This window comes from Rhizobium sp. BE258 (genome assembly GCF_031457345.1).
Taxonomy (GTDB): Bacteria; Pseudomonadota; Alphaproteobacteria; order Rhizobiales; family Rhizobiaceae; genus Rhizobium.
In genome coordinates, this window is record NZ_JAVDWL010000004.1 from 48,485 (window position 1) to 72,287 (window position 23,803).

Genomic DNA, 23,803 nt, shown 5'->3' on the forward strand with positions numbered 1-23,803 from the left:
TTCAGGAGATAAGCCATGCGTATTGCCGTAGTTGGCGCGACCGGCAGGATCGGTGCCAAACTTACCGAGAACCTCTTGGCCAATGGCCACTCTGTCAAAGCTCTTTCGAGGGGAGGGCCGGCCCTCGATGCCCTCGTCGCGAAAGGAGCAGAACCGTTCCTCGGTAGCTTCGATACGGGTGAGGGCGAGCTTGGCAGGTTCTTCGAAGATGCAGATGCCGCGTTCTTGATGGTCAAAACACTTTGGGCAGGGGAGGACTTTCATGGGCATTACCCCGAGGTCGCACTTCGGTTCTTCGACGCCCTTCGTGATTCTCCCGTGAAATTGGCCGTGAGCCTCACCGCAATGGGATCCGAACTGAGTGGAAACACGGGCCATTTCCAAGGCTTCCACATCCTGGATCAAATTCTCAACCGGTTACAAGGCATCAAGCTCGTTCACCTGCAGGGCGGCTGGTTCATGGAGGATCTGGGCAGGTGGAGCGACGCGATCGCGCAACACGACAGTATCGGCTTTACGCTTGCGCCAGATGTCAAAGCGCCTTGGGTTTCCATTCAGGACCTTGCAGATAATGCGGCAAAAGAGTTCGATACCCTGAATGACGGGCACCGATCCGTAAAGCAACTCGGCATCGATTACACGATGCCCGAGATCGCTGAGATCGTCGGCCGGGCGCTCGGTCGCGATGTAGGCTATCGCTTTGTCGATATGCGCGATCACAAAGTCGAAACGGTATTTCGGGAGCGGTTCGGAACGCTTGATCGGTGGGTCTATGATTTGAACACATCGGCCGCTCTTAACGATGGGCGTGTGAAGTTCAGCAACGATCGTCCGTCGCTGCCGACGACAATGGAAGAATTCGTCAACGAAACCCTCAGGCCCCTGATTGAACAAGCGCGGACGGGCGGTGCCAAATCAGAGACCTTCCTGTCGTGGTGCTCACAGAGCTAGAGGCGCGAGGGTGCTGCGGTGAGGGGGGCGTCGGCGAGCCAGCGAGAACGATGAGGTTTTGGGAGCTTAACGGAACCTGGTCGATAGTGATTGATGATCGGAGCGATACAGCCAAAACCTCTGGTGGAGACCAAGCATTTCACATGAACCGGGCAATAATAGACCTGTTCAAGCGATCCACCGACATCGCCAGAGGAGGCTAAATTGCCGCTTGAGAGGCCGGCGAAAATAAACGGTGAGGAAGTAATCGGTGCTATCAAACCCTGACCGAAATTTCCTATCATCAGGCACAACGGCGCGGTGGGGATGATCAGGTCTCGTTTCGCGCGGACGCGCTGGCGTATAGCGATTCGATCCGTTCGATCTCACTTTCCTCGAACCCAGCAAACTCTTTCGTGCGTGCTTTTTGCGACAGCCGCCCGTCATTGTGGACGAGGAACTTGTGCAAAAGTTCCGCTTGAGCCGTTGGCATGTCGACGATCTGCTGAAGACCCTCTGAAAAGGTATCGAACGCCTGCAAAAACCGAACCTCTTCAGGTAAATCGCGATCGACCGTCTGCTTGATGGACCAGTTCAACCCGCTTTCGCGCAGTTCCTTTTCCGCGGCGACCTTGCTTGCGGGAAGACCTCCCTATCGTCAGACGGATTTCCTCGTCGACGATGAAGACAACTGCTTTGGGATGATCGGCTTTGACGATCTTGAGTGAACGTGACGCAGCGAGCACTCCAGAAACAGCGGTTGTCCGCTTCACGACTTCGGCTTCGCCCCGCTGCTCCGTCGATCAAAGGTCCTCAAAGGGGACAAGCAGCAAATCGTCAAAATCGCAGCGCTGCTAACTCGCATACATATCAACTTGACAACTTGTATTAACGTGTTAGAGAGATGGCCGGAGCAGAGGAGTTCCGTAAAGTCGCCGACAATACCCCGTTATCGGGTTGCAAGGTTGTTTGTATGCGATCGGCGGATATCCCTCTGCCGAATCTGTGAAAACGTTCATAATTGGAGGAGAATATGTGCACTCAACCGAATTTGTTGATCGGAACGGCTCTGGCCGCGGTGGCATTTGCCAGCCATGCATCCGCGGAAACAAACTTGACCGCGCTGTTCATGGCGCAGTCAGCCTACAGCGAAGCAGACGTGCACGCGATGGCGGAAGCTTTCACCAAGGCAAACCCTGACATTCACGTCAATCTGGAATTCGTGCCCTATGAAGGACTTCGGGACAAGACGCTGCTCGCGCAGGGCGCGGCCGGCGGGACCTATGATATCGTCCTCTTCGACGTCATCTGGCCAGCGGAATACGCCAACAGCAAAATCCTTCTCGATGTTTCGTCTCGCATTACTGATGACATGAAGCAGGGGGTTCTGCCAGGCGCTTGGTCGACGGTCCAATACAATGGCAAATTCTACGGTATGCCGTGGATTCTTGACACCAAGTATCTGTTTTACAACAAAGAAATTCTCGAAAAGGCTGGCATCAAGGCGCCTCCAAAGACGTGGGATGAGCTGACTGCCCAAGCGAAGACAATCAAGGAAAAAGGCCTTCTAGATTCACCGATCGCCTGGAGTTGGGCGCAGGCGGAAGCGGCTATTTGCGACTACACGACACTGGTGTCGGCCTATGGCGGTACTTTCCTGGAGCGTGGAAAGCCTACCTTTGATGAAGGCGGCGCGCTCGAGGCTCTTAAATATATGGTGTCGAGCTACACCTCCGGGGTCAGCAATCCCAATTCGAAGGAGTTCCTGGAGGAAGATGTCCGAAAGGTGTTCCAGAATGGTGACGCTGCGTTCGCGCTGAACTGGACATACATGTATAACCTTGCCAACGATCTCAAAGAAAGCAAGGTCGCCGGTAAGATCGGCGTCGTTCCAGCCCCCGGCGTAGCCGGTGTCAGCAAGATTTCGGCAATGAACGGCTCCATGGGGCTTGGTGTGACCGCTTCCAGCAAGCATGCTGACGAGGCCTGGAAGTTCGTCACCTACATGACATCGCAGTCGACGCAGAATGCTTATGCCCGGCTCAGCCTCCCCATCTGGAGTTCGTCATATGATGATCCGTCAGTGACCAAGGGCCAAGAGGAACTCATCGCCGCTGCGAAGCAGGCGCTCGCTGTCATGTATCCGCGCCCAGCCACACCCGAGTACCAGCAGCTGTCGATCTCTCTTCAGCAGGCAATTCAGCAATCGCTTCTCGGGCAGGAAAAACCGGAAGACGCCCTGAAAGCGGCAATCGACGATAGTGGTCTTTGAAATTGACTTAAGCGGGCGGCTTGGCCGTCCGCCTCTCACTCGTCTTCACTGAAGAGAAAACAATGTCCGGTTCCTGGCTTACAACGCGGGCATGGCTGCTCATGCTCCCTCTGTTGATGATTATTATACTGGTGATTGGTTGGCCTCTGGTCGATACCGTCGCCTTGTCCTTTACCGATGCGAAACTTCTCGGCGAAGGTTCGCGTTTTGTTGGTGTCGACAACTACACCAAAATCCTGAGTTCCAGCTCGTTCCAGAAAACTCTGGCGACGACCGCCTGGTTTGCAATCATCTCGGTTGCCGTGGAGATGGTCGTTGGGATCCTCGCAGCTCTTCTACTCAACACCCAGTTTCACGGCCGTGCCTTTGTCAGGGCGCTGATGATTCTGCCTTGGGCACTGCCAACTATCGTGAATGCAACGTTGTGGAGGCTCATCTACAACCCCGAATACGGCGCGCTGAATGCAGCCTTAACGCAGCTTAGTTTGATTTCCGGCTATCGCAGCTGGCTCGGGGAGCCCGCAACGGCCATGACCGCCCTGATCATAGCCGACTGCTGGAAGAACTTTCCGCTCGTAGCGCTCATTGCCCTCGCCGCCCTGCAGTCGGTGCCCCGCGACGTTATCGCAGCCTCACTTGTTGATGGCGCAAGCGCCTGGAAGCGGTTCCGAATTGTTATCCTTCCATATATTGCCGGCCCGCTCATGGTGGCGCTGGTCCTCAGAACGATTGAAGCATTCAAGGTCTTCGACATCATTTGGATCATGACTCGAGGCGGGCCGGCCAACTCCACCAGAACGCTGTCGATCATGGTGTACCAGGAGGCATTTTCCTTCCAGCGGGCTGGAACGGGTGCGTCTTTGGCATTGCTGGTGACCCTGATCATCGCTGTTTTAAGCTTGGGATATGCTGCTTTGCTCCGAAAAAGTGCAGGAGGGAAAGCGTGATGGAACGCCGAAGCCTGACCCATTCAATCGTGATCTACGTGGCCGCGATCGTGCTTTCGCTGGTGATCCTCGCGCCAATTTTCTGGCTCTTCGTGATGAGTATTTCGCCGGCCGCCAATCTGACGGCAAAGCCATTGAGATGGTGGCCGCAAAGCATCGACTTCTCCCGTTATGCCGCCCTTCTGTCGACGGTAGAAAATAGTGCCGGCGCGGCGTTTACATCGTCGTTGAGAAACAGTGTCGTCGTATCGGGCTTGGCAACCGCTTTCGCTATTCTTCTTGCTCTTCCTGCGGGGTGGGCCGTCTCACGGACGCCATCAATCGGGTGGTCGCTTGGCGCTGTTGTCGGCGTTTATATGCTGCCCCCTGTGGCGCTAGCAGTGCCGCTTTATTTAGCTCTGTCTTATCTTGGACTGCTCAACAACGTCTTTGGGCTCGCCTTGGTGTATCTCACCATTCTAGCACCTTTCACGACCTGGTTGATGAAGTCGGGATTCGACGGCATTCCCCGTGAGATCGAAGCGGCGGCCATGATGGATGGCGCAGGCCTTTTTGCGACACTGCGCATCGTTACTCTGCCGCTCGCCCTGCCGGTAATGGGTGTGTCCGCACTGTTTGCCTTCCTCATGGCCTGGGACGAGTTTTTCTACGCCTTGCTGTTCACCGCGGATCAGCATGCCAAAACACTGACGGTCGCCGTCGCCGATTTAGCCGGCGGCCGTATCTCCGACTACGGGCTGATTGCAGCAGCCGGCGTTATCGCCGCCATGCCACCGGTCATTCTGGGTCTGTTCATGCAACGAGCCCTGATCTCGGGGCTCACCAACGGTAGTGTAAAGGGATAAAAATGAGCGCCGATAACATTCCTGAGAGCTTGAAAGCCCTCGACCGCGAAATGGAGCGTCAACATTCGGACGCCCTTGCATCATACGAGGGTGCGCGGCAGCTCGCCCAAGACGTTGCGGCCCGGTTGAAGAAGTCACGCAAATTGCTGATGCTTGGCATGGGAGCGTCTCACGCCGTCGGCCGCGCAGTGGAGCCGCTCTACAGAGCGATGGGTGTCGCTACATTTGCGTTGCCCCTGTCTGAGCAACTGGGCGCGCCGGTCCATCTTGAAGGCTGGACGTCAATCGTCACCTCGCAGTCGGGCGAGAGTGCCGAAGTCATTCGCTGGTTCAACGAAAGCTGCGTCGACACAAGCGATATTTTTGGCATGACCTTAGGCCAGGGCTCCTCGCTCTCTAAGCGCGTACTGTCGTTCATGGGTGCGGGCGGAATGGAAACGGCTTTCGCGGCCACCCGCAGCCTCACCGTCACATTTGCGCTTCACCTCGCGATCCTCGAGCAGCTTGGTCTGAACCCCGCACAAGCATTGGCCGCGTTGAAGCAGCCGGAATTCCCCGACGTGTCGGAAGCGATTGCAAGATTCCAGGACGTTAATGCGATCGTAGCGTCCGGCCGTCTTTTGAACGGTGTCGCTGAAGCACTTGCGCTTGGCCTGACGGAGCTGTCGCGCGTGCCATCCTTTGCTCTCGAAGGAGGACAACTGCGCCACGGCCCCATGGAAATGCTCGGATCTACCATTGGTGTTGTCCTTTTTCGCGGAGCGGACCCCACCGCGAATCTTGTGACCGCCATGGCCTCTTCGGTCGTCGAAGCGGGTTCGCCGCTCGTGATCTTCGATAGCTCTGGCCTACCTCCCGTCGAGGGCGCTGTGACGGTGCCGTTCAAGACAGCAGGAGGTATGGCCGCAATCTTCGCGATCCTGCCTGCTGCGCAGCGCTTCATGATCGGCTTCGCAGCCGGCCGCGTTGAAAATGCCGGCACTCCGCTGCGATCCTCGAAGATCACCCGGAGCGAATGATGCGAGCGCTCGCCGTTATCGGTAACGTCAACCCCGACCTCGTGCTTGGACCTGCCTACCCTTGGCCGTTACCTGGCACCGAGGTGTTGGTCGAGCATAGCGAGTTGCGTGTTGGCGGTGCGGCAGGAAACACAGCGCTCGCGTGGAAGGCCATGGGAGTGCCGTTTCAGATAGCGGCAAACGCTGGAAGCGACCAATTTGGTGCGTGGCTTTTGGAGACATTCGGCCCATGGGCAGAACGTTGGTCAATCCACCAAGGCCCCACCACCATCTCTGTCCGAGTGACCCATCCAGATGGGGAGCGGACCTTCTTTACGGCCGCGGGCCATGTCGACCATCTTGAAGTCGACGACGTTTGTTCGGGGCTTGATGGCGAGCAGTTGGCGGGCGGTATCGCGCTACTGACCGGAGGTTTCGTTACCAAAGCTCTCAGCAGTGAGTACCCGAAGTTTCTTGCTTGGGCGCGAGCCCAGAACATATCTGTTGCACTTGATACTGGATGGCCCAGTGAAGGCTGGACGGAATCGAAAAAGGCTGCGGCTTTAAGCTGGCTTGGTGAGAGCCAGATCGCGCTGCTGAACGAGATCGAGGCAACCTCCCTGACCTCCACGGATTCAGCGGTTGCGGCGGCCGGAGCTCTGCGCGATGTCATGCCTAGCGACGCGATTATCGTCGTTAAGTGCGGCTCGCGCGGAGCTCTTGCAATTACTCCGGAGCAGCTCATCAGCCAGGTGAGTGCTGAACGCGTAGCGGTTGTCGACACCATTGGTGCCGGCGACGTCTTCAACGCCGGCTTCCTCTCTGCATTGGCTATGGGCCGGCGGTTGGAGGACTGTCTCCTTCAAGGGGTTTCTGTTGCCACCACGGCAATCTCGACCCGCCCACGAACATACGAAAAAACAGGAGTCTGAGTGCATGAGCGCGCTGACCATCGAAAAGATCCACAAGAGCTATGGCGTAGTCGAGACGCTGAAGGGCATCGACATTGCCTTGGAGAGTGGGGAGTTTCTTGTGCTTTTAGGCTCTTCGGGTTGTGGCAAGTCGACGTTGCTAAACATCATTGCCGGTCTTGCTGAACCAACCAGTGGCGAGATTCTTGTCGGCGATCGGTCGATAGTTGGGGTTCATCCGAAAGACCGGGATATAGCGATGGTGTTCCAATCCTACGCACTTTATCCGAACCTATCGGTGAGGCGCAATATTGGCTTTGGGCTGGAAATGCGCAAAGTTCCGACGAGGGAGCGCGAAAGGGCCGTTGATGAAACGGCCAAGATGCTACAGATCGAACCTCTACTCGATCGCAAACCCGGCCAGTTGTCTGGGGGGCAGCGACAGCGTGTGGCCATCGGGCGTGCCATTGTCCGCAAACCTAAGATCTTCCTTTTTGATGAACCGCTGTCAAACCTTGACGCCAAGCTTCGAATGGAGCTGCGCACAGAGCTAAAGCGCTTGCATCAGATGATGAAGACGACCATTGTCTATGTCACTCACGATCAAATCGAGGCGATGACGCTTGCGACGCGGATTGCTGTTATGCGCAATGGCCAAGTCGAACAGCTTGATACGCCGGAGGCGATCTACAACAAACCTGCGACCTTATACGTTGCCAGCTTTGTCGGGGCGCCTCCGATAAACCTGCTGCACGGACGATGGACGTCCACAGGTGTTAAGCTCAACGGAACGGACGTTACGCTCGCCTTGCCCCGACCAGCTGGCAATGACGAAGAAGACGTCACCCTAGGCATTCGCGCCGAATCATTCCGTACGCATTCTGGTAACGTAGCGCTAGACGTAACTGTGGACGTCGCAGAATTGACCGGGCCGGAGTTGATCGTCACCTGCAGGCTCGGCCAAGAACAAAAAATAGTTGCTACACTTTCTCCTCAGGCCAAAGTCGAGCTGGGTGCTCTCCTTCCCCTGGTGGTTGATACCGATCACGTACATCTCTTCAGCCCTACGACTGGCAAGAGGATCAATTGATTGCGGCATCCTAGTTGCTTCGCATCGAATAATCCGGTCTGTACGGACAGACTCGACTACGAAGGGAAGATTTGCGATGACCGAATTGCTTCTTAAGAAGAGGCTAATCCGCAAGAATGGTGCGGCACCGATTTACATCCAGCTCGCTGAAATCCTGGATGAGGAGGTCCAGCTTCGACGCGGCGTGCAGTTTGCCCTGCCGTCTGAGGGTGACCTGTCGCGCGAGTTCGGTGTTTCTCGTGTGACGGTGCGACAGGCCCTGAAGCAGCTGGAGTCACGCGGAGTGATCTACAGCGAGCATGGTCGGGGATACTTTAACACCACCGCCAGAATGCGGGGCGTCTCCGGGTTTCACAGTTTCACATCCGAAGTTCGCCGGCTCGGCGGAGCGCCATCGTCAAAAGTCATTTCCTTCGAGCATGTCCCCGAGTTGCCGTCCTCCTTCCGGCAGCATCTCGTGCCCGTCGATACCAACGATCAGAAATTCCTTTTTATGAAGCGAGTGCGATCGATTGACGGCGATCCCGTCGCGGTTGAAGATGCCTATATGCCGGCTGATCTCTTCCCGACAATGACGAAAGAGATGTTTGAAGTCGGGTCACTCTACGAAGAGATGACGACCACATGGGGTCAGGTTCCTGCATGGACGGACGCACTGTTCGAGCCTGTCGCGGCCACCGACGAAGAGGCGGCACATCTCCAGATAGAGGTCGGAGCGCCCGTGCTCGCCGTATGGCGGGTGACGATGACCGATACCGATCGCCCAGTAGAATATGTGAAGTCGCTCTACAAAGGCGGCGGCTTCATGCTGAGCGTTAATCGATACAGGCTTTAGGGCATTGAGAATGTCAGCACCGCGATTTGCAATTGGCGTGGACATAGGTGGAGGCAGTGCAAAGATTGGCGTCGTGTCTTCCGACGGAAGGATTCTCAATACCGCGAGGTTGACGAATGAGGCTGGGGCCGGGGGCAGCGGAATCGTCCAAAGCTACGTAGGCGCTATCAAATCGTTGATGATATCCAACTCTGACTGCACGATCATTGGTGTTGGCATCGGCTATCCCGGGATTATTCATCCAGATGGCCGTTCGGGCGGACTCGGAAATGTTCCGGGGCTGATTGACTATCCGCTTGCCGCGGCGATTGAAGAGGCCACAGGCTTGCCATGTGTCGTGCAAAACGACGCCAATGCCGCGGCGCTTGCAGAAGCGATTTTTGGCGATGGCAAAACTTCGCAGCGGCTGCTGATGGTAACTGCGGGGACCGGCATAGGATTGGGCTTCGTTGCAAATGGAAAGCCTGTTGCAACGTCAGGAGGAGGTCTTGGGGATGCCGGGCACATGATCCTTGACCCCAACAGCGGGAAACGATGCCGTCTTGGTTGCCGGGGCTGCTTGGAAGCTCTCGCCTCAGGTGAAGCCCTGAACCAGGTAGCTGCCGCTTTTGTTTGTGACTTTCCAGACAGCAAAATCGGTCAGAACGCAATTCGGAAGGGCAGGCCGGCTGACGCATCCGATATCGTTGAATGTGCGATCGGCGGCGACGAAAGCGCGGTTGCAATCCTGGCGGGAGCTGGTTGTTGGATAGGGCGCGCTGTCGCAAGCTGGATACATATCTTCGCCCCATCGACGGTTATGATCGGCGGAGGGCTCGCTATCGCAGGCGACGCCTTGCTGGCGCCATTGGAAGGCGAAGCCCGACGTTGTGGTCTCGCCGACTACCTCAAAGATGTGACTTTCATACCGGCCTCGCTCGGAAATGAGGCAGGCATCGTTGGTGCGGCCGCGCCGATATTCAGGGCGTAAGAACCGCTCCTTTGCCGCGGTGTAGCGGGGGAGGCGATCCATGACGGATCCTCACGTTAGAGATCAAGCCGTCGCTGACAAATGACGGTAGGAGATCGCAGCTTTGCTAATAATTTAAAAGAGGGGAAGTCATGCTGAAAGACGTTTTTGCCGGTCTAGGGATCCAGACTATTGATTATGGGATGGCCCGCCCTTCCGAGGACATCGAGTATATGACCCGTCATCGAAGGAAGAGGAGCCGATCCATGACGATTTCAATTTTGGGTATCGATATAGGCAAAAATAGCCGCAGCGTTGTCGGCGTCGACGAAAGAGGTGCGGTAACTGTTCGCCGAACGATGCGGCGGCAGACGCTCATTGATTTTGTCAGCAAGAATCCGAGCTGCATCATCGATATGGAAACTACCTCCGAACGTTGCTTGTTCACGGTGCGCGAGCGGCCATGCCCACACTCAGTCAGAGCGACACTCCTCTCGGGCGATGGCTATCGGCAAATATAAGCCAAATCGGATGAATTTTTGTCGTTACTGCGTCGCCTAAAACGCGCCAATCCAAAGCGGAGATCGTTAACCTTTGTCGCCCTAAATGCCTTGGGCATCATGAAGATAGCTGACTATAGTTTGCTTGTTAAACAATCAATTTGCTCGGAGCTAACATGTCTCTCGTTCCAATGATGAATGCGAATGCGTTGGATATCCTTCAACAGACGCAATCCCTGAAAGATCCTCTGCACGCTCGATCGCCTATGGATTTTTCAACCGCACCAATTCAAAGTGTCTCACACCAGACTGATCCATTGAAGCTGCTGAACCCCGCGAAGTCGAAACTCTCTGAGTCCATATTCAGTGTTAACAGCGTCGACATCAACAAGATGAAACTCAACCTCATCGACCGTGCAGGTAAAGCCTTGGGGATGGATCAGAACTATTACGCGTCCCGAGATGACTTTATCGATGCAGTGAAAGATACCGTTCGCAATCTGAAAGAGCATGGCGGCGAGGGGCTGATCAAAACCGTCGAGAAAGAAATAGGTCTCGACAAGTTGGGAGTTTCGCTTGAGGACCTCGTCAATAGTGAGAGCGATCCCGACGCTAATGAAAGAGTCACAAAGGCATTGGAACGCGAGGCAGGAAAACAAGACGAAAAAGATCCGAGAAGCGCGGGCGGTTTTATCGGTATCACCCTCGACGCTAACGGTATCTACACTGTATGAGCCCAGCAGTATGCCTCGGTCAAGAACTTGGAGAGGGGTAGCGTGTCGGCGCCCGGACAAACCTGTTCTTAGAGCTGCATGGGAGGGTTGGTGTCCGGGGCAGTGGCTCTGTTCCTCCCTGCGAGGCATTTGGACGTTCTCAGGGCGTCACCGCCATGCGAGCGCTCATGCCGTTCGAACGGTCTTTGCGAAGGCCGTCATAATTTGTTGCAAACGACGCCGACGCCTCGAAAACTGCCGTGGTCGAGCTGCTCCTACCGGAATTAGCCTCGGGGCGGACCCTGGTGATCTTTCCGGGAAGCGTTCGTCCGGGAGAAGCATCGGTGGCATGTTTGGTTTATGAGCAATGTTTGACGCGATTCACGTCGAACTAGTCGAAAGTGCACACCACGAATAGGAGACGGCGCATCGTCGAAACATCGCGTTCGCTTATCGTTGGCTCTTGTTACCTACTTGCCCAATAGCGCATACGATAGATGACTTCCTTGCGTCGGCATCTTGCTGGTGCTCCTAAAGGTCCCTTGCAGGATCATCTACGAGCACCGATGAATTGAGCCAGAACGTTCGTCAACCTTAGACAGCATTAGCCCCGGTCTAATAATTCCCGCCTGACGCAGTGTCGACATAGGCCTCGACCGACATGCCCGGCCTTAGCCGATCAAAGGCAGGCTGGCCTGGGTCGAGAGTAATCCGGACCGGAATGCGCTGTGGCACTTTCGTGAAATTTCCCGTTGCGTTGTCAGGACGAAGGATCGAGAATTCGGCACCCGTTGCCGGGGATATCTCGTCGACCTTTCCGGTGAATCTCTTATCATTCAGAGCATCGACCGTAAGGTAGGCCGGCTGGCCGACTTTCATACCGGCGATCTGTCTTTCTTTGTAGTTTGCTACGACCCAGCGGGCTTCCGGAACAAGGAAAAAAAGCTGCGTACCGCTGGTGACGTATTGACCCACCTTCACGCCGATATCGCTCAATCGCCCTACTTCAGGCGCCTTTATCAGCGTGTATGAAAGGTTGATTTCAGCCTGAAATTGAGCGGCTCGCGACGCTTCGAGCTGTGCGGCGAGCACCTTGGCTTGAACCTCTGCCGATTTCACGGCTTGCTGTGCAATCGCAACACTCGCGTTTGCCTGTAACAACGCAGCTCCTGCGGTTTCTAGCTGCGCCCTTGCGATGTCGGCTTGCGCAATCGGCCCGGCACCCTGATCAGACAATTCACGTGCTCGTCTGTCATCTGCACGGGCCCGGTCAAGCTGTGCCTGCGCAGACCGCACTTGCGCTGACGTCGCCTCAACATCCGCTTTCCTTGAAGCCACTGCCTGATCGTTGTTTACAAGGTTTGCCAGAGCGACATCTACCTGTGCCTTGGCAGCTTCTAACTGCTGTCGGTAGATGGCGTCATCGATCTGAACAAGGAGATCCCCTTCCGTTACGAACTGATAATCCTTCACCAAGACCTTCGTCACGTACCCGCTCGCCTGCGGACTGATGACGGTCGTGCGACCTTTAATATAGGCATCCTCCGTTGCCTGTTCGAACGAAGAGAAGGGCGGCAGACCCCAGGCTTTTAGAATTGCTAGCGCTCCGGCCAATGTAAGCGCAATGCTGATGGACGCGCCTGTGACGCCTATCCGCGGCGGCGTCCAATTGGGTGCGGGCGCGCCCTGCCTCTCTTCACTTGATGCTAAGCGAGCTTGCACCTCCTGTGCCTCACTGGCTGGTTGGTTCATTACTGCGGTTTCCCGTTTTTAAAGATCACGATGCGACATACAAGCAGACCGGCGATACATGCAGCGGTCAGGAGAGCGATAAGGCTCACGAGCCTAAATGTGTCGTTGAATGCCAGAATGCTGGCTTCTATGGAGGTTTGCTGCGCGATCGACTGGATCGCAACTCCTGTGCGTTGTGCAGGATCGGACATTATTGGCAAATGGGCTGCAGCGGCACTTGCCACCCTCGTGTCCACAAGAGGGTTCAGCTTGCTTACAAAGGTAACAAGGCGGGCGGAATGATAGTGCTCGTATAGTATTTGTGCCGTCTGCACCAGCGCGTTGCCGACGAGCGACCCCATCGACTGTGTTATCGAAAACATGATCAGGAAGCTCGAAAGCTTTTGGCCGCCCGTAGCGAGAACCTGTGCGACGCCATAGAGAAGGGCAGGGCCAATGAAGAACGTCGTCGCGAATGCTATCAAACCTTGAGTGAAGAAAAACTGCGATGCGCGCGTCAGATTACTTGAATAGGAGTCGAGATAGCTTCCCGTCGCCACCAGCAACAATGCGACCATTACCATGGCCGGGATGCGGTCAGGCTTGATCAAGATGGCCGCAGCAACGGGTCCAACAAAAGCGCAGATAACGATCACGAGTGAGAGATCGAAGAAATTCTCGTTGACAAGTCCGAACAAGCGCAGGAAGCCGATCGCTCCCGTCGCCTGCTCGGACAGGACCATGCGCGTCATAATCAGTACGATTGCAAGGCGAACCAGTTCGCCTCCAGTCAGCCAACGTATATCGATGAGTGGGGCTCTGCGGCGCGCCTCCAAAATCATCGAGATTGCAAAGAGCGGAAGGCATGCCGCGAGACACCAGCCGATCCAGTCACGGTCCCACCACCAAAGATAGGGCCCCATACCGATTGCCGCGCCGAAGCATGCGACGGCAAGGCTATAAAATGCCATCGAAACAAAGTCGCGGTATTCGAAGACACGTTGCTTGATGCTCGGTGGCAGTCTGAATGAAAGTACGCAGGCGAGGCATAGAGCCGAGAGGCCGAACTCCAGTAGGTAAAGGCCCTGCCACTTGTTCAGTGCCAAGGCATCAAGAGGCAGAAGCCGAGCAAGCGGGATGCCGAGCTGCGGGATGGCCACACCCAAAATGATCGCTCTTGGTCTATGCTGCAGCGGAAACGCTTGAAGCATGTAATAAATGCACAGCGTTGTCAGAGCTGTCGCCGAGAGACCGCTGGCGGCGCGCACCATGATCGCGCTGCCAAGCTCTCGGACGAGGAGGTGAGCCGCGATGACTGCCAATTGGAGCAAAAGGAAGGTGACGGCAAAGGAACGCGCCCCAAACTGCTGACGGTACTTAAAGAGGAGACCGCCCCCGAGACAGTTCATGATGGCATAAACTGTGGGGAGCCAGGCGATCTCATATGTCTCTAGACCCAACGCGCCGCGCAGATAGGGAAGATTTGCCGATAGCAAGGCGTTAGACAATCCGCATGTCAGACCGATGACAAGTGACGTGACCCCGTAGACGATGCGCCGGCGCAATGGATGATGGGCAAAGCCGGGAGAGCCTGGCACAGTCGCACTCAGGTCAGGCGCATAATGCCACTCCTGTTCTCGAAATAGATCCAGAAAACGTGCTCCAAAAGCAATGTTTTGATTTGCCGCGCCTCGCGGTTCCATGGTGAGCCTATCTTCAAAATCCACGTTGTTATGCAAGCTAAGGCAGGCATTCGAGCGCTTTGACGAACTGGAATTAGACGTGGAGTATGCACATACTCAATACGGTCGATGGCGCAAAAATGTCCGCGCTATGTAGAGCTATGATCCGCTTATCATTTTTGAATTGTTGGTCGGTATTGTCAGGAAAGCGGGGTGAATGCCGTCTTTCTGATTGCTGTCCATGCCGAGGCCCAAGAGGTGCCTCGGCATGCAATAAACCTCAGCACAAGAGTTTGGCGGTTCAAATGTCCAACGAGCGAAGCACAGTTTCCAGATTTCGCTCGCCGGCTCTGGTCTGCGCGCCAGCGGCAAGCCCCCCTCGAATAAGTTTTTCGGCCGCCGGAAGCTGAAAGAGACCAACCCAGGCGTCGTGCTCTCGCTTGAAGCCGTCCCGCAAATCCTGAGGGGGCATGGCTTTTTTTGCCGCCGCAATGACGCCTTGTGGCAGATTTGCTATATTGCGCGACAAACGATCTACGAAGCCGTCGAGTTCGCCGTCGGGAAGGGTGCGATTGATCCACCCATAGCGCTCCGCTGTCGAGGCATCGATGAGGTCGCCACCAAGTATGATTTCCAAAGCTCGCCCTCGCGTCATTCGGCTCGAGAGGTACTGTGTGGCGCCGCCGCCAGGTGTGATACCCATGAGCGCCTCGCACTGAGAAAGTCCAGCTGAGTCCATAGCGGCAAAGGTCATGTCGGCAGCCGCAACGAACTCTGCGCCGCCGCCACGGGCCATTCCTGCAAGCTTGACAATCGTTACTTGTGGTTGCTCTCTCAAGAACTCGCCAAACGCTTGGAAGGGGTTAAGGCCTTCGGGCGCATCACGCGCAAGCTCGTCAAACGCGTGAGGTTCATCAATCAAGGCCATATCGACGTGGGCGATGAAGAATTCCGGGTCGGCACTTTGGAACACGATGACGCGCGTCTTGTAATCGTCTCGGAGCGAAAGAAGAACTTGCCGTATCTCGCTCATCAATGGAACGTCAAGGACGTTAACCGGGGCGTTGTCGATCGTGATCGTTGCAACTCCTTGGGATTTTTCAACACGCAGTTTGGTGAATTTTTGGTCTGCCATTCGTGTGCTTCCTCTTCTCATTGAAGCTTTTGATATCTGAGCGAATACCGATATGGTATGTAATGAATACCTAGTGTCAATTACGCACCTGAGGCATCCTAGGGATGCTGGAGGATACCAATGGATAAGAACGACCCCGTCTATCGCGCTGACTGCCCAAGCCGTGTGATCCTCGATCAAATCGCCGACAAATGGTCTATGATGGTACTGGCAGTGCTTCATCAACCGCGCCGTTTCAATGAAATCAAGCGCCGCTTGAGTGGAGTGACGCAGCGCGTCCTTACCCAGACATTGCGCAAACTTGAACGAAATGGAATGGTGTCCCGAAGGGTCCTGACTGGCCGAATTCTTGGTGTGGAATATGCCCTGACACCGCTCGGGCAATCACTGCAGGGGCCATTTTCCATCCTCTTTGAATGGACAGTCGAGAACATGAATGTGATCCAAAACTGCCAAAGCAGTTACGACGCGCGCGAAGGGGCCACTGGCGCAAAAACTCCACTGTAACGCTGAGGCGAAGAGATGACGATCGGTCGGTAACGAATGCTCCGTCACTCCTGCATTAGAGTTGTGCCTGCATCCGCAGTGGAGATTGTTGCGCCTTGCAGGCCGTCCATCACCAGCTCAACGTCATTGTCTAGTAGGACAGAAGGGCTTCGCGGCATCTTCAGACGGCGCTTCACAACTTGAAATTCTCTGACGAAGTGATCGAACGCGACCCTGATCCTTCTCATTTTTAAGAGACTTTCATGCGTGACAACCCAAACACTCAGCGCCTGTATTGGGGCGTCCGGCAATATCCTGATCAGGCCGGGGTCCTCATATCCAAGTGTCGTCTGGATCACGCCAATGCCTACCCCTTGTCGGATGGCGGCAATCTGAGCGCTATGGCTGTCTGTCTTCACGACAAAGCCTCTCGAGCACGCGGTCAGGCCGAGCGAGGCCGCTACACTCCAGTCAGCCCGATTTTGATCGGGTCCGATCAAGTCGTGTTTTCCCAGGTCGCTCAGTGTCTTCGGAATACCGCGCCGCTGCAAATATCCGGCAGACGCAAATAGGCCGAGAGGAATAGTTGCCGCTTTCCGCGCCACGAGTGCGTTCTGGGCCGGCGTCACCGTTCTGATCGCCAGGTCGACTTCTCGGGTAAGAAGGTCGGCGACCGCATCGTTCAACACAAGCTCGATCTTGAGATCCGGGTATTTCGCTCTCAGGCCTGCCAGCATTTTGGGCATGACTTCGGTTCCCATGATCTCAGGAACGCTCATGCGCACGATGCCAGAGATTCCCTCGCTGGAGGCAGCTTCTCTCTGGAACGAAAGGGATGCATCAGCCATTGCCTTAGCCGGCTGACGCAGCGCCTCGGCCAGATCCGTTGCCATCAGGCCGCTTGTAGACCTGACGAAAAGAACGGCGCCGAGCGCTCTTTCCAAAGCTTCTATTCGAGAACGCACCGTTGGGTGGGTTACCGCCAATCTGCGCGCGGCAGCAGAAAAACTCCCCGCTTCCAAGACCGCGAGAAAGATACGTTGGTCATCCCATGAGATATCATTGTTCATCAAGTACCCTTACAGCCGCTGGGAAGAATTCTGGTATTCCATTTTAAGCTGCTTTGTTGGACACTAATCGAGCAAGCAACCGGTTGATGCCGTTGTTTACTGTTATTCACCTAGTTATTCCGTCAATCAATGAGATAAGCTGCATCGAGAGGAATGCCTCTGTGAAAGCCATCATGATGGTCACGGTGCAAGTCGACGAACACGCTCCAACATATCCGAACGCCCTCGTACAATCGAAGCCTAAGGCATTTCGCTGAGGCGCTTTTCGATACACACCATTTCAAGATATCACAATTTGACCGCTGCTCCGGTCCAAAATGTCTCCGCAGGGGGGACAGGAGCACAAGGATCTCGCTCGCATCACGCCATTTCTCAGCCGCGTGATGATGAGGTCTGAGCGGTGCACGCGCCGCTTCAGTCAGGGCGTGGGAAGAGACGACCGTGGCGGATTTTCACTAGGCCGAACGTGACGTAAAGAGGCTCTTTGATAAGAGAGCCTCGGCCCTCCTATCCACGGTCGATCATGGCCAATCCGGCCGCGCCGTAACGCTCGCCCGCCACGGAGACATGCGAGAGTACGTTGTTCAACCTTTCCACATCCTCGCGGGACAAATGTAGTTTCTCTGCGCCAAGATTTTCTTCCAAAAAGCTTCTTCGTTTGGTTCCGGGGATCGGGACGAGGTCGCCGCGTCGCTGCAGAAGCCATGCCAGAGCCACCTGCCCTGGGACAGCGCCATAGTGCCCGGCAATTTCACGCACTAGGTCGGCAATGCGAACGTTCTGGTCGAAGTTTGCCCCCTGCAGGCGCGGGTCGCCCTTGGAGCGGAAATCGTCGGCTGCATACTCCTCGGCACGCTTGGCGCCGCCGGTCAGAAATCCTCGCCCGAGTGGGCTGAAGGGGACGAGACCGATCCCGAGTTCATCAAGGACAGGGATGATCGATTGATCAATGTTGCGCTCCCAAATCGAGTATTCGCTCTGCAACGCCGACAGGGGCTGAACCGCATGAGCGCGGCGGATTGTCTCTGCACCGGCTTCCGACAGACCGAAATGCAGCACTTTCCCCTCGGCGATGAGCTCTCGCACGGTACCAGCAACGTCTTCTATCGGCGTCGCGGGGTCAACGCGGTGTTGATAGAGCAGGTCAATGTAATCCGTTTGCAGTCGCCTGAGCGAAGCCTCCACCACGGAGCGGATCGTCTTTGGCCTGCTATCGGTCCCGGTAAATAAGGCCTTTCCGATGACGAAACCAAACTTCGTGGCAATCTGCGCTGCAGACCGACGACCCTTGAGAGCGCGTCCAACCAATTCTTCGTTGGTGTAGGGCCCGTAAACTTCAGCAGTGTCGAAAAAGGTGCAGCCGAGATCCATGGCGCGATGGATTGTGGCAATCGATTCTTTGTCATCTGGTTGGCCGTAGGCATGGCTCATTCCCATGCAGCCCAGTCCCAAAGCCGATACTTCCAGGCCGTGGCTTCCGAGTTTGCGTCGCGTCAGCATAGCGCACTCCTTTGACTATTTGAAAATCTCGTGAACCCGCCGTCCGCTCAATGCTCGCGGGCAAGTTCGATTGTTGTTGCGACGGGCATGGAAAACAACAAAGGATATTGGGAAACGATCCTGCAAATTTGGAAAACATCGAATGGACTGGAATGACCTTAAATATTTCCTAGCCGTTGCACGGACTGCAAGCCTGACCCAGACGTCATCCGACCTCAAGGTGAGCCAATCAACGGTCGGTCGCCGCATCGCCGAATTGGAGCAGGGCGTCGGCATGGCTCTGTTTCAGAGGCATCAGACGGGCTATTTTCTAACGGACGAGGGCCGGGTTATTTTGCGATACGCCGAGGCCGTGGAAGACAGTATCATCTCACTCGAGCGGAGCGCAGCGGGCCTTGATAAGACGCCGGCCGGAACGGTGCGGCTTGCGACATCAGAAAATCTTGCGACAGACCTCATCATACCCGCCCTTCCGACCTTTCGCGAAACGTTTCCCAGTATCTGCCTTGAGATCATCACCAGCACCGCTACCGCCGAGCTCGATCGGCGCGAGGCAGACATCGCTCTTCGCGTCGTGCGCCCAACACGCGGCAATCTGAAGGTTCGACGTGTGGGCCGCATGACGTACTCGGTCTACGGCAGCAGGGACTACATCGAGAGACACCCAATCATAGAAGGTGAAACGCTTGGAGGACGGCACTTCATCGCCTGGGATGACAGCCACTCGTATATGCCCGCCGCAGTTTGGCTTTCTAAGGAACATCCCGATTGCAGGATCGCGCTTGTGACGAGCAGCCTGCCTTCACAAATCGCGGCCGTGCGAGCCGGATTGGGCCTCGCCGTCATTCCCGACTTCCTGACCGTCAAGGACGACTTCATTCGCGTTATACCGTCCGACCAGATGTTCGATGCCGAGGTGTGGCTTGTGACCCATGCCGACCTTGTTGCCTCTGCGCGCGTTCGAGCCGTGTCGGATTTCCTTTCTGAGCAAGTCATGTGGGCAAATCCCGAACTTTCGGGACGTTGGAGGGGCGCCTGACCTGTTGCCGGGGGCTGGGCTTGCGGTCAATCAATTCCGCTTGGCGTAAAAACCCCTACAGCGGCTGAAAGAAAAGCGACGTACTCCGACGAGGTTTCCCTCCTAGATACGTTCACTACGATGGGGAAAGAGATGCCCGCGGCTAGCTGCCTTCGGCGACCGATGTAACCGAAGAACAGGTTGCCGACTGGACGCATTGCGGGCAGCCTTGTGGAGCGGGCGTCATTTGAGGAGGGGATCACATTGAGCGGGGCCGACAACCAAGCGCCTGAAATCACGCGACGTCAATTTCACCAAGCCATGGGGACGGGCATGGCTGCGACTTGGATGACGTTTGCTGAGATTGCATCGCCCACTGCTGCCCCGATGACGGACAAGGCAGTTTCGGTAAGTTTCACTGTGAATGGTCAAAAGCGCAATCTGAGGATCGATCCTCGAACGACACTCCTCGATGCGCTGAGGGAACACCTCGCTCTCACCGGTACCAAAAAAGGCTGCGATCATGGGCAGTGTGGCGCCTGTACATCGATCGTGGACGGTCGGCGCATCAATACTTGCTTGAGCCTGGCCGTCATGCACGAGGGCAGTGACATCGTCACGATTGAGGGGCTTGCAACTGCACAAGGGCTCCACCCCATGCAGGCGGCGTTCATCGAGCACGACGGCTTTCAATGCGGCTACTGCACGTCCGGCCAGATCCTCTCGGCCGTTTGCGTGCTTGACGAATTGTCAGCAGGTTTCCCGAGCGCCGTGACAGTTGATCTCGATGCCGCGCCCGAGGGCTCCGCGGCTGAGGTCCGCGAGCGAATGAGCGGCAATATCTGTCGTTGTGCCGCCTACCCCAACATCATTGCCGCAATCCTTGATGTCAAAGGGAGCGAGACGTGAAAGACTTCACTTATCATCGAGCTGAGTCTCTTGATGAGGCCGTGACACTTTTGGCTTCTACCCCTGGCGCAAAGCTTCTGGCTGGAGGCACTAACCTCCTAGATCTTATGAAGCTCCAGATTGAAACGCCGCGACATCTCATCGACATCAATCACATCGGTCTGGACAAGGTGGAAACCCTGGCCTCGGGTGGCTTAGCCATCGGAGCGCTCGTACGCAATGCGGATCTTGCGGCGCATCCGATCGTGAGGAGAGACTACGAGGTACTGAGCAGAGCACTCGTCTCCGGTGCTTCCGGGCAATTGCGAAATCGCGCCACGACTGCCGGAAACCTAATGCAGCGGACGCGCTGCCCCTATTTCTATGGCACGACGAAAGCGTGCAACAAGCGGCTACCCGGATCAGGATGCGACGCGATCGACGGATTTTCGACAAACCTTGCTGTCCTAGGTGCCAGTTCCTCCTGCATCGCGACGCATTCTTCCGATATGGCCGTAGCCTTGCGTGCCTTGGATGCAATGATCGTCGTAATCGGTCCGGCGGGTGAGCGACGGATTGCGCTGTCTGATTTCCACCGACTGCCGGGCAAGACGCCTCACGTGGAGACGTCATTGGACAACCACGAAATCATTGCCAGGGTCGAGCTGCCGGCGCCGATCGGCGGGCGGCACGTCTACAGAAAAGTGCGAGAACGCGCGAGCTATGCGTTCGCGACAGTGTCCGTCGCATTGATCGCTCAGGTTAAGGCGGAGAGGGTTGCAATCGATAGGGTGGCCTTCGGTGGCCTGGCTGCAAAACCATGGCGGGTAGAAGCTGCCGAGGGACGCGGCTTCGGTCATCCTGGAGACATTGCTGAGGCTGCGGCCTCTGTCGTGCTCGATGGCGCATTGCCCACCGTTCACAACAGATACAAGCTCAACCTGGCGCGACAAGCTTTACATGCGGCCCTGATCGATGCGCAGGAGCGACGCACATGACGCGCCTTGATACTAGCCGCACAGGTAGCCGTCTGGTCGGCAAGCCAGTTAGTCGGCTCGATGGCTTCAAGAAAGTGACCGGGACCGCGACTTACGCTTATGAGCATACGCGTATGGGCCAGGGACTGGTCGGTGTGTTTGCCACTGCCACGATTGGTCGTGGTGACATTCTCAAAATCTCTACCTCGGTCGCCGAAGCCATGCCAGGTGTTCGCCGGGTGATCACGCACGAGAACTGCATCCCTCATGGCAAGCTCGATCCGTCGGAGCCAAATTTTACGACCCGGGTCCGACCGATTCTGTCCAGCGCCAGGATTCTTCACTATGGCCAGCCGATCGCGCTGGTTGTTGCCGATACGTTTGAAGAGGCGAGAGACGCGGCACATGCAATAGCAGTAGTTTATCGCCAGTACCCTGGGACCTTTACCTACGTTGACGGCAACGAGGTCTTGGATGAGAAGATGGCCGCCGCCGGATTTGCCGGTGCCACTGCTGTCGGAGATTTTGAACACGGCTTTGCCAACTCTGCTGTTCGGATTGACGCCACTTTTGAAACGCCGATGCAGCTCTCTCAACCGATGGAGCCGCATTCGACGCTAGCGTGGTGGGACGGCGAAACACTTAACTTGGTCACCAGTCACCAGACTCTCGCAAACATAAAGACGTCGGTCCAGGCGGCTTTCGGATTGCCGCCTGATCATCTGGTCATTTCGGCTCCTTTCGTGGGCGGAGGGTTCGGGTCCAAGCTTGCCGTTCATGCCGATCTCATGGGTGCGGCAATTGCTGCGAAGATGGTGGGCAGGCCCGTAAAGCTCTCGATGACCCGCCGACAGATGTTTGGCTTGACGGGCGTGCGCCCATGGCAGAAGCAACGAGTCCGTCTTGGCGCCGATGAAGATGGTCGTCTGACTGCAATCGGCCACGAAGCGCTGGTCTACTCAAATCGCAACGACCCGTTTGTCGAACAGACCGCTACCGTTACACGCTCGCTCTACGCTGCGCCAAACCGCATGACGCGTCATCGCTCGACGCACCTCGACCTGCCAAACGGGGAAGCGGTTCGTGCACCTGGTGAAATGACCGGTCTTCTTGCCGTCGAGGTAGCGATGGACGAGTTGGCTGAAAGGCTTGCTATAGATCCGGTCGAACTCAGGGTGTTGAACGACACCGCATCAGATCCGGAGACGGGTGTGCCCCTGACAGGCCGTCGGCTTAGCGAGTGCCTCCGAACTGGCGCTGCACGGTTTGGATGGTCGCAGCGCCATTCTCAGCCTGCCAAGCGGCGGGAGGGCCAATGGCTCGTTGGCATGGGAATGGCTTCGGCGATCAGGTTTCACTTCCAGGGGCCAGCAGAAGTCGAAGTTGCCGTGCGGCCGACGGGCCGGGTTGAGGTTCGGTCGGATCTAACCGACATCGGTACCGGTAGTTATACGATCCTTGCCCAAATTGCCGCAGAGCTTCTAGGCCAAGATGTTGATGACATAGACGTCGTGCTTGCACATTCGAGCTTACCACATGGTGGCGGCTCCGGCGGGTCCTGGGGCGCGCCGAACACGGGAGCAGCGCTGCACGACGCCTGCCTCAATCTAATAGAACGAGCAGGTGCTCAGCCTGGTCCCGATTTTGCCAAACAGGTCCTGAGCGCCAACCCAAAAGGTCTCGTGGCGAAAGGCAGCATCGCATCCTCTGCCGAAACCCCAAACTGGGAGACAAAGTCCCGGCATACATATGGGGCTCACTTCATCGAGGTTGGCGTTCATCACCTTACGGGAGAACTTCGGATCCGCCGGATGCTTGGCGTTTTTTCGGCGGGACGGATCCTCAATCCTAAAACAGCCAGATCCCAACTTCTGGGCGGGATGGTTTGGGGTGTCTCGGCAGCGGTCCGGGAAGCTGCCGATGTTGACGCGCGATATGGAAACATCGTGAACGGGGATCTTGCAGAGTATCTGGTGCCGGTGCATGCGGATATTCCGGACATCGAGATCATCCTACTCGATGAGCCAGATCTTGAGGCAAATCCGATCGGTGTGAAGGGTGTTGGAGAGCTCGGTAACTGTGGCTCATCTGCAGCTCTTGCCAACGCGATCTATAATGCCTGCGGTGCCAGGATACGATCGTTTCCTATCAACCTGTCCAAATTGCTGCCTGCTGTGCAGCAACTGTGACACGACCCGAACCCGAGATGCAATTTACGTGGTTCAACAGAACGTAAGCTCTGCGTCCACATTGGCGCATTGGTTTAAAACGACCGGTGTTGCATTCAAGCCGTCAGATAGCAAATCGCTCGCCGCAATCGTTACCG

The 23,803-nt window shown here is 56.2% G+C and carries 22 protein-coding genes; 16 read left to right on the plus strand and 6 right to left on the minus strand.

Features of this window, described 5'->3' with window-relative positions; genetic code table 11:
• Positions 1-15 precede the first annotated feature (15 nt).
• A complete protein-coding gene (locus J2X43_RS14640; protein WP_310295008.1) occupies positions 16-951 on the plus strand; it encodes an NmrA family NAD(P)-binding protein in 936 nt (311 codons plus the stop codon).
• A 310-nt stretch (positions 952-1,261) separates the two neighbouring features.
• Here the strand turns inward: J2X43_RS14640 and J2X43_RS14645 are convergent, their stop codons facing one another.
• The gene (locus J2X43_RS14645) at positions 1,262-1,528 is read right to left on the minus strand and encodes a hypothetical protein (RefSeq protein ID WP_310295010.1); all 267 of its coding nucleotides are present in this window, start codon (positions 1,526-1,528) and stop codon (positions 1,262-1,264) included.
• A 435-nt stretch (positions 1,529-1,963) separates the two neighbouring features.
• Between J2X43_RS14645 and J2X43_RS14650 the strand changes: the two genes are divergently transcribed.
• From J2X43_RS14650 to J2X43_RS14695, 10 genes are all read left to right on the plus strand, one after another.
• Positions 1,964-3,202 carry an extracellular solute-binding protein gene (locus J2X43_RS14650; protein WP_310295011.1) on the plus strand — a complete coding sequence of 413 codons (1,239 nt, stop codon included), beginning with the start codon at positions 1,964-1,966 and terminating at the stop codon, positions 3,200-3,202.
• A 62-nt stretch (positions 3,203-3,264) separates the two neighbouring features.
• Entirely contained in the window at positions 3,265-4,149 is an 885-nt protein-coding gene (locus tag J2X43_RS14655; RefSeq protein ID WP_310295013.1) for a sugar ABC transporter permease, read from the plus strand.
• Positions 4,149-4,994, plus strand: a complete 846-nt coding sequence (locus tag J2X43_RS14660) for a carbohydrate ABC transporter permease (protein ID WP_310295014.1) — start codon at positions 4,149-4,151, stop codon at positions 4,992-4,994. The genes J2X43_RS14655 and J2X43_RS14660 overlap by 1 nt, the downstream gene beginning before the upstream one ends.
• 2 nt (positions 4,995-4,996) lie before the next feature.
• On the plus strand, positions 4,997-6,013 hold the full coding sequence (locus tag J2X43_RS14665; RefSeq protein ID WP_310295016.1) for an aminotransferase: 1,017 nt from the start codon (positions 4,997-4,999) through the stop codon (positions 6,011-6,013).
• Positions 6,013-6,924: a PfkB family carbohydrate kinase gene (locus J2X43_RS14670; RefSeq protein WP_310295018.1), complete on the plus strand. Its 912-nt coding sequence runs from the start codon at positions 6,013-6,015 to the stop codon at positions 6,922-6,924. The genes J2X43_RS14665 and J2X43_RS14670 overlap by 1 nt, the downstream gene beginning before the upstream one ends.
• 4 nt (positions 6,925-6,928) lie before the next feature.
• On the plus strand, positions 6,929-7,993 hold the full coding sequence (locus J2X43_RS14675; RefSeq protein ID WP_310295020.1) for a sn-glycerol-3-phosphate ABC transporter ATP-binding protein UgpC: 1,065 nt from the start codon (positions 6,929-6,931) through the stop codon (positions 7,991-7,993).
• A gap of 76 nt (positions 7,994-8,069) precedes the next feature.
• The gene (locus J2X43_RS14680) at positions 8,070-8,828 is read left to right on the plus strand and encodes a GntR family transcriptional regulator (RefSeq protein WP_310295022.1); all 759 of its coding nucleotides are present in this window, start codon (positions 8,070-8,072) and stop codon (positions 8,826-8,828) included.
• A 10-nt stretch (positions 8,829-8,838) separates the two neighbouring features.
• Positions 8,839-9,798: an ROK family protein gene (locus J2X43_RS14685; RefSeq protein ID WP_310295024.1), complete on the plus strand. Its 960-nt coding sequence runs from the start codon at positions 8,839-8,841 to the stop codon at positions 9,796-9,798.
• Between the two features lie 131 nt (positions 9,799-9,929).
• Positions 9,930-10,298: a hypothetical protein gene (locus tag J2X43_RS14690; RefSeq protein WP_310295026.1), complete on the plus strand. Its 369-nt coding sequence runs from the start codon at positions 9,930-9,932 to the stop codon at positions 10,296-10,298.
• Between the two features lie 155 nt (positions 10,299-10,453).
• On the plus strand, positions 10,454-11,011 hold the full coding sequence (locus tag J2X43_RS14695; protein WP_310295028.1) for a hypothetical protein: 558 nt from the start codon (positions 10,454-10,456) through the stop codon (positions 11,009-11,011).
• Between the two features lie 594 nt (positions 11,012-11,605).
• On the opposite strand, the gene J2X43_RS14700 is transcribed toward J2X43_RS14695, so the two are convergent.
• The 3 genes from J2X43_RS14700 to J2X43_RS14710 form a co-directional block, all read right to left on the minus strand.
• Positions 11,606-12,742, minus strand: a complete 1,137-nt coding sequence (locus tag J2X43_RS14700; protein WP_310295030.1) for an HlyD family secretion protein — start codon at positions 12,740-12,742, stop codon at positions 11,606-11,608.
• Positions 12,742-14,448, minus strand: a complete 1,707-nt coding sequence (locus J2X43_RS14705; protein WP_310295032.1) for a hypothetical protein — start codon at positions 14,446-14,448, stop codon at positions 12,742-12,744. Before J2X43_RS14705 ends, J2X43_RS14700 begins: the two co-directional genes overlap by 1 nt.
• Before the next feature lie 256 nt (positions 14,449-14,704).
• A complete protein-coding gene (locus J2X43_RS14710) occupies positions 14,705-15,538 on the minus strand; it encodes an enoyl-CoA hydratase/isomerase family protein (RefSeq protein WP_310295033.1) in 834 nt (277 codons plus the stop codon).
• A gap of 120 nt (positions 15,539-15,658) precedes the next feature.
• Between J2X43_RS14710 and J2X43_RS14715 the strand changes: the two genes are divergently transcribed.
• A complete protein-coding gene (locus J2X43_RS14715; RefSeq protein WP_310295035.1) occupies positions 15,659-16,045 on the plus strand; it encodes a helix-turn-helix domain-containing protein in 387 nt (128 codons plus the stop codon).
• Positions 16,046-16,089: 44 nt separating this feature from the next.
• Here J2X43_RS14715 and J2X43_RS14720 read toward each other — a convergent pair whose 3' ends face one another.
• Both J2X43_RS14720 and J2X43_RS14725 read right to left on the minus strand, forming a co-directional pair.
• Complete coding sequence (locus tag J2X43_RS14720; RefSeq protein ID WP_310295037.1) at positions 16,090-17,094, minus strand: LysR family transcriptional regulator; 1,005 nt, start codon at positions 17,092-17,094, stop codon at positions 16,090-16,092.
• 507 nt (positions 17,095-17,601) lie between these two features.
• Positions 17,602-18,594: an aldo/keto reductase gene (locus J2X43_RS14725; protein ID WP_310295038.1), complete on the minus strand. Its 993-nt coding sequence runs from the start codon at positions 18,592-18,594 to the stop codon at positions 17,602-17,604.
• A gap of 142 nt (positions 18,595-18,736) precedes the next feature.
• Here J2X43_RS14725 and J2X43_RS14730 point away from each other — a divergent pair, with 142 nt between their 5' ends.
• The 4 genes from J2X43_RS14730 to J2X43_RS14745 all read left to right on the plus strand — a co-directional run bounded on the left by J2X43_RS14730 (position 18,737) and on the right by J2X43_RS14745 (position 23,666).
• Positions 18,737-19,633: a LysR family transcriptional regulator gene (locus tag J2X43_RS14730; RefSeq protein WP_310295040.1), complete on the plus strand. Its 897-nt coding sequence runs from the start codon at positions 18,737-18,739 to the stop codon at positions 19,631-19,633.
• A gap of 327 nt (positions 19,634-19,960) precedes the next feature.
• Positions 19,961-20,521 carry a 2Fe-2S iron-sulfur cluster-binding protein gene (locus J2X43_RS14735; protein ID WP_405049609.1) on the plus strand — a complete coding sequence of 187 codons (561 nt, stop codon included), beginning with the start codon at positions 19,961-19,963 and terminating at the stop codon, positions 20,519-20,521.
• A complete protein-coding gene (locus tag J2X43_RS14740; protein ID WP_310295042.1) occupies positions 20,518-21,498 on the plus strand; it encodes a xanthine dehydrogenase family protein subunit M in 981 nt (326 codons plus the stop codon). The genes J2X43_RS14735 and J2X43_RS14740 overlap by 4 nt, the downstream gene beginning before the upstream one ends.
• Positions 21,495-23,666: a xanthine dehydrogenase family protein molybdopterin-binding subunit gene (locus J2X43_RS14745; protein WP_310295044.1), complete on the plus strand. Its 2,172-nt coding sequence runs from the start codon at positions 21,495-21,497 to the stop codon at positions 23,664-23,666. The genes J2X43_RS14740 and J2X43_RS14745 overlap by 4 nt, the downstream gene beginning before the upstream one ends.
• Positions 23,667-23,803 lie beyond the last annotated feature (137 nt).